The sequence below is a fragment of the Actinophytocola sp. genome (assembly GCF_045807065.1).
In the GTDB taxonomy this organism is placed as follows: domain Bacteria; phylum Actinomycetota; class Actinomycetes; order Mycobacteriales; family Pseudonocardiaceae; genus Actinophytocola.
In genome coordinates this window covers 1-5,547 of sequence record NZ_JBJMIE010000170.1, presented here as the reverse complement: position 1 = coordinate 5,547, position 5,547 = coordinate 1, and the positions used below count along the sequence as shown (strand labels likewise).

The following is a 5,547-nucleotide window of genomic DNA, read 5'->3' as shown; positions in this document are numbered from 1 at the left end:
CCTGCACGAGCCCAACCCCCCGCGTGTCCAACGCTCAACCCCCGCGTGTCCAACACTCGCGCCCCCCATGTCCAACACTCAAGCCCCGCTCCCAACCCCCGCGAGTGCCGCCCCCAGCCTCCGCGAGCCCCGCGTGCGGCACGGCCGAGTCCCGCTCATGGCCCCTGGAGGTCGTGGGCTCACCCTTCGCGAGTACCGCGTTTGGCGCGTGTCGCTTCCGACTGCCGGAAGTCGCGCCCCCAGCCACGGCGAGTCCCGCGTCCGGCATCGCCGAGTCCCGTCAGCAGGCACGCCAAGTCATCCACAACTCGCGAGTAATCCACAGACAAGATCAACATCTCACGATCGTCGGTGCCTGCCGGTAGAATGGGACCGGGGCCGCCCCCCGGGACAGGGTGGGGGGCGACCACAGTACAGAGCGCACAAAACCGCAGGTCAGGGCGTATGATTCTCGCCTTCGCGGTGGCGCCGGTGGTGCTCGTGACGCTTCTCATCGGGTTGCGGGGCGTGGCGGCCATGCGTACGACCTCCGACTTTCTCGTCGCCTCGCGGCGGGTGTCGCCGTTGCTCAACTCCGCGGCCGTTACTGGTGAATATCTTTCCGCCGCTTCCTTTCTCGGGGTTGCCGGGCTCGTCGTCAAGGACGGGATCGGGTCGCTCTGGTATCCGGTTGGTTTCACCGCCGGTTATATCGCCATGCTTGTGCTCGTCGCCGCGCCCATGCGGCGGTCCGGGGCGCTTACCGTGCCTGATTTCGCCGAGGCTCGGCTGAATTCTCCGGCCCTCAGAAGGGTCACCGCCGCGGTTATTCTCGTTATCGGTGGTCTCTATCTGGTTCCGCAGTTTCGTACCGCCGGGCTCGTTCTCTCCGCCGTCACCAGATCTCCGTACTGGGTCGGGGTCGTGATCGCCGGTGCCGGTGTCGCCATCACGCTCGCGCTCGGGGGCATGCGGGCCGCCACCTACGTCCAGGCATTCCAGTTCGCCCTCAAACTGGTCCTCTTCATCGTGCCGGCGATCTGGCTCCTCATCCAGGTGACGCCGCAAACCCGTTACGACGCCGTCAATCCCACCGAGTACACGCGGTTCACCGATGACACCTCCATCGAGTTCAGCGTCGGGACCACGCTCGAACTCAAGGAGCCCTTCCACGGCAGGACCGGTCGCTGGGAAGTCCCACAGGGAACCACGGTCACCTTTCCGAAAGGCATGAAAGTCCCGCAGGTCACCGGCGAGGCCCGGCCCGGCGGCGGCCACTGGGCCCGCCCTCTGCTGGACCTCGCCAACGCCGGGCACCCGCTCCTCGGCACCTGGGCCCTCGTCGTCGCCCTCGCGCTCGGGACCATGGGGCTTCCGCACGTCATCATGCGGTTCCACACCAGCCCCGACGGCCGCGCGGCACGGCGGACCGCCGCGTTCACCGTCGGGCTGCTCGGTGTCTTCTACCTGTTCCCCGGCATCTACGGCGTCCTCGGCCGCGTGCTCGTCCCGCAGCTCTACCTCAACGGCGCCACCGACACCGCCGTCGTCGCGCTGCCCGCGCAGGTCGACCACGGCTGGCCCGGCTCCCTGTTCACCGCCCTGCTCACCGGCGGGGCGTTCGCGGCGTTCCTGGCCACCTCGCTCGGGCTCCTGCTCGTCGTCGCCGGCGCCATCTCCTACGACCTGCTGCCCGGCGGCCTGAGAAGGCTGCGGTTCACCGTCGTCGCGGCCGCGGTGGTCGTGGTCGTCCTTGCGCTGCAAGCGATCCGGCTCGACGCGGGCATCCTCGTCACCTGGGCGTTCACCGTCGCCGCCTCGACCTTCTGCCCGCTGCTCGTGCTCGGCATCTGGTGGTCGCGCCTCACGGTCGCCAGCGCGATGTCCGGTGTGGTCGTCGGCCTGGTCACCTCGTCGGGTGCCTTCGCCGCCACGCTTTTCGGCCTCCCGGTGACGGGCTGGGTCGCCATCCTGGTCGCCCAACCCGCGCCGTGGTCGGTCCCGCTGGCGTTCCTCACCATGATCGTCGTGAGCCTGCGCGGTCGCCCGGCCTCGTGGACGCGGACGGCGATGCTTCGCCTGCACCTCAACGAGGATCGCGAACAGACACCCGCCGACCGGCTGCGAACTCTCCGTGAACGCGCTCAGTCCTCCCAGACCAACCGCAGCTGAAATGTCGCGCCGTACCGCCGCAACGCGGACTCCGCATTGGCATGCAGCCCGAAGACCGTCTGGTTGGTGACCGGGTTGCGGCAGTAGGTGACGGCTTCCTGTTCGGTCGGCGTCGTGATCTGCAGGCCCCACGCGAACACCATTGTTTCGTCGTCGGCACTGACGAGTGTGAAGAGTCGTCCTTCCATGGAATCGCAGTGTCCACACGAACGCGCCAGCATTGGGTTTCCCAATGTTGGGCCGACCGGCTGCGATCATGCCGACTGTGACCAAGCGAGCACCGTTCCTGCGGCGAAGGCTGGGCCGCCGGCTGCGGGAGATCCGCGAAGGCGCCAACCTCACGCTGACCGAGGCCGCCAAGCGGCTCGACAAGACCCGCAGCGCGTTGCAACGCATCGAAACAGGTGTCACGAGAGCGGACGTGCATTTCGTCCGCTCGGCCATGGACATCTACGACCTCTACGACGAAACCTTGCTCGACGAGGCCCGCGAGGCGGCGAAACCACCCTGGTTCCGCGCCTACGGCATAGAGGATTTCGGGTATGTGGACGTGGAAACATATGCCGCGTCCGTGAAGGAGTTCTCCGGACTCATGTTGCCCGGGCTGCTGCACACCGAGGCATACATCCGCGCACTGTTCGCGCACAGCCGCCGTCGACGATCGCCCGAGCAGTTGCGCAATGACATCGAGGTGCGCCTGATCCGGCAGGAACGTCTCACCAGCGAGAGCGACCCGCTGGAACTGACCGTGATCATCGACGAGTCGGCCTTGCGACGAGATATCGGTGGGTCTGACGTGATGCGGGAGCAGTTGCGGCATCTGGGCGAGATGGCCGCCTTGTCGAGCGTGACTGTTCAAGTGCTGCCGCTGAAGGTGCACAGCGCCTTGGACGGTGGTTTCACGTTGTTGTCGTTCCATGATCGCGATGAGCCGGACTTGCTATACGTCGAATACGCTACGGGAGCGCTGCATATCGAGGAGGATCCCGAGGTCCGGGCCTGTAGACTGAAGTTCGATCGGCTGGGTGTCGAAGCGCTGAGCCCGGACGACTCCGTCGCGCTGATCAAGCGAATCAGCCAAGAACGATAGAGGCGGTAAACAGTGTCCGCAGTGGACCTTGCCTGGCGGAAGAGCAGCCGCAGCACGCAGGATGGCAGCAACGGCAACTGCGTTGAGGTCGCCTTCGACGGACCCTCGGTAGCTCTCCGTGACTCGAAATCGCCTGATGGGGGCACGGTTGTCGTCGCCCGGTCCGGGTGGGTGTCGTTTTTGCGTGTGTCCAAAATGTGACCTGCGCCACTCATCGCGTTAAGTACACCGTTCGTCGACCGCTCGTCGCCACGATGGGGCGGTTGAGCCTCGATCGATTCACGCAGCGTTAGCGCCTCCCTAGGGTCGTAACACCATGTTCGCATCCCTGGAGGCACAGTGAGCACCACCGAGCAGGGCCCGCCTGGCCCTGACTGGGAGACGATCCAGCAGAGCGCTGAGTTCACCCAGCTTCGCCGCCGTCTCCGCGGCTTCGTGTTCCCGATGACCATCGCGTTCCTCGCCTGGTACCTGCTGTACGTGCTGCTGTCCGACTACGCGCACGACTTCATGAGCACCAAGGTCGTCGGCAACATCAACATCGGCCTGATCTTCGGCCTGCTGCAGTTCGTCTCCACGTTCCTTATCACCTGGCTGTACGTCCGCCACGCCAACAAGAACCTGGACCCGGTGTCCGACAAGATCCGCGAGGACATCGAGGGGAGCGAGCGATGAACCTGTCCGCAGGCGTCGAGGGCAGCAACACGGCCCTCAACATCGGTATCTTCGCCGTCTTCGTGGCCATCACCCTGTACATCGTCTTCCGCGCGAGCCGCAAGTCGAAGACGGCGGTCGACTACTACGCCGCCGGCCACTCGTTCACCGGCGTGCAGAACGGCGTCGCGATCTCCGGCGACTACCTGTCGGCCGCGTCCTTCCTCGGCATCGCCGGCCTGATCGCGGTCAACGGCTACGACGGGTTCCTGTACTCGATCGGCTTCCTCGTGGCGTGGCTGATCGCGTTGCTGCTGGTGGCCGAGCTGCTCCGCAACACCGGCAAGTACACGATGGGTGACGTGCTGAGCTTCCGGATGCAGCAGCGTCCGGTCCGCGCGGCCGCTGCGGTGTCCACGCTCGTCGTGTCGTTCTTCTACCTGCTTGCCCAGATGGCCGGCGCGGGCGGCCTGGTCGCGCTGCTGCTCGGCATCAGCAGCAAGACCGGGCAGGCGGTGGTGATCGCGATCGTGGGCGTCATCATGATCGTCTACGTGATCATCGGCGGCATGCGCGGCACGACCTGGGTGCAGATCATCAAGGCCACGCTGCTCATCGCCGGCGCGTTCGTGATGACCGTGTGGGTGCTCGGCAAGTCCGGCTTCAACATCTCGGGCCTGCTCGGCGACGCGGTGGCGAAGGTCGGCGAGGGCGGCGAGAAGCTGCTCAACCCGGGCGCGCAGTACGGCAAGTCCGGCACGAGCAAGCTCGACTTCGTGTCGCTCGCGCTGGCGCTGGTGCTGGGCACGGCCGGCCTGCCGCACGTCCTGATGCGGTTCTACACCGTGCCGACGGCCAAGGAAGCACGCAAGTCCGTGGTCTGGGCGATCGTGCTGATCGGCGTCTTCTACCTGTTCACCCTGGTGCTCGGCTACGGCGCGGGCTGGCTCGTCGGCGCGGACGCGATCAAGGCGGCGCCGGGCAAGACGAACTCGGCCGCTCCGCTGCTCGCGTACGCGCTGGGCGGCACGGTCCTGCTGGGCATCATCGCCGCGGTGGCGTTCGCGACGATCCTTGCCGTGGTCGCCGGCCTGACGATCACCGCGTCGGCGTCGTTCGCGCACGACATCTACGCCAACGTGATCAAACGTGGCACGGTCGACGACAAGGCACAGGAGGTCAAGGTTGCCCGCATCACCGCACTGGTGATCGGCGCCGTGGCCATCCTCGGCGGCATCATCGCGAACGGCCAGAACATCGCGTTCCTGGTGGCGCTGGCGTTCGCGGTGGCGGCATCGGCGAACCTGCCGACGATCCTGTACTCGCTGTTCTGGAAGCGGTTCAACACCCAGGGCGCGCTGTGGAGCATCTACGGCGGCCTGGCCGTGTGCCTCATTCTGATCGTCTTCTCGCCGGCGGTGTCGGGCAAGCCCGTCGACCCGGTGACCGGCAAGAGCGACTCGATGCTGCAGGGCGTCGACTTCCACTGGTTCCCGCTGGACAACCCGGGCATCGTCTCGATCCCGGTCGCGTTCCTCCTGGGCTACCTGGGCTCGATCCTCTCGAAGGAGCGGAACGACGCCAAGTTCGCGGAGATGGAGGTTCGCTCCCTGACCGGCGCCCACGCCGAGAAGGCCGTCGCGCACTGATCT

General features: G+C 66.4%; 6 protein-coding genes. 5 read left to right on the top strand and 1 reads right to left on the bottom strand.

The features are described from left to right. Nucleotides 1-444: 444 nt before the first annotated feature. Nucleotides 445-2,151: a cation acetate symporter gene (locus tag ACJ73U_RS09850; protein ID WP_407777247.1), complete on the top strand. Its 1,707-nt coding sequence runs from the start codon at nucleotides 445-447 to the stop codon at nucleotides 2,149-2,151. On the opposite strand, the gene ACJ73U_RS09845 is transcribed toward ACJ73U_RS09850, so the two are convergent. Then, a complete protein-coding gene (locus ACJ73U_RS09845; protein ID WP_407777246.1) occupies nucleotides 2,124-2,339 on the bottom strand; it encodes a hypothetical protein in 216 nt (71 codons plus the stop codon). The genes ACJ73U_RS09850 and ACJ73U_RS09845 overlap by 28 nt on opposite strands. A 77-nt stretch (nucleotides 2,340-2,416) precedes the next feature. Here ACJ73U_RS09845 and ACJ73U_RS09840 point away from each other — a divergent pair, with 77 nt between their 5' ends. From ACJ73U_RS09840 to ACJ73U_RS09825, 4 genes are all read left to right on the top strand, one after another. Further along, nucleotides 2,417-3,241: a helix-turn-helix domain-containing protein gene (locus ACJ73U_RS09840; RefSeq protein WP_407777245.1), complete on the top strand. Its 825-nt coding sequence runs from the start codon at nucleotides 2,417-2,419 to the stop codon at nucleotides 3,239-3,241. A gap of 12 nt (nucleotides 3,242-3,253) precedes the next feature. Continuing rightward, nucleotides 3,254-3,442: a DUF397 domain-containing protein gene (locus ACJ73U_RS09835; RefSeq protein WP_407777244.1), complete on the top strand. Its 189-nt coding sequence runs from the start codon at nucleotides 3,254-3,256 to the stop codon at nucleotides 3,440-3,442. A 138-nt stretch (nucleotides 3,443-3,580) separates the two neighbouring features. Beyond that, nucleotides 3,581-3,916, top strand: a complete 336-nt coding sequence (locus tag ACJ73U_RS09830) for a DUF485 domain-containing protein (RefSeq protein ID WP_407777243.1) — start codon at nucleotides 3,581-3,583, stop codon at nucleotides 3,914-3,916. Then, on the top strand, nucleotides 3,913-5,544 hold the full coding sequence (locus tag ACJ73U_RS09825) for a cation acetate symporter (RefSeq protein ID WP_407777242.1): 1,632 nt from the start codon (nucleotides 3,913-3,915) through the stop codon (nucleotides 5,542-5,544). The genes ACJ73U_RS09830 and ACJ73U_RS09825 overlap by 4 nt, the downstream gene beginning before the upstream one ends. Nucleotides 5,545-5,547 lie beyond the last annotated feature (3 nt).

Coding starts and splice junctions, on each gene's coding strand:
- ACJ73U_RS09850 (WP_407777247.1), top strand. CDS start 445: ATGATTCTCGCCTTCGCGGTGGCGCCGGTGGTGCTCGTGACGCTTCTC.
- ACJ73U_RS09845 (WP_407777246.1), bottom strand. CDS start 2,339: ATGGAAGGACGACTCTTCACACTCGTCAGTGCCGACGACGAAACAATG.
- ACJ73U_RS09825 (WP_407777242.1), top strand. CDS start 3,913: ATGAACCTGTCCGCAGGCGTCGAGGGCAGCAACACGGCCCTCAACATC.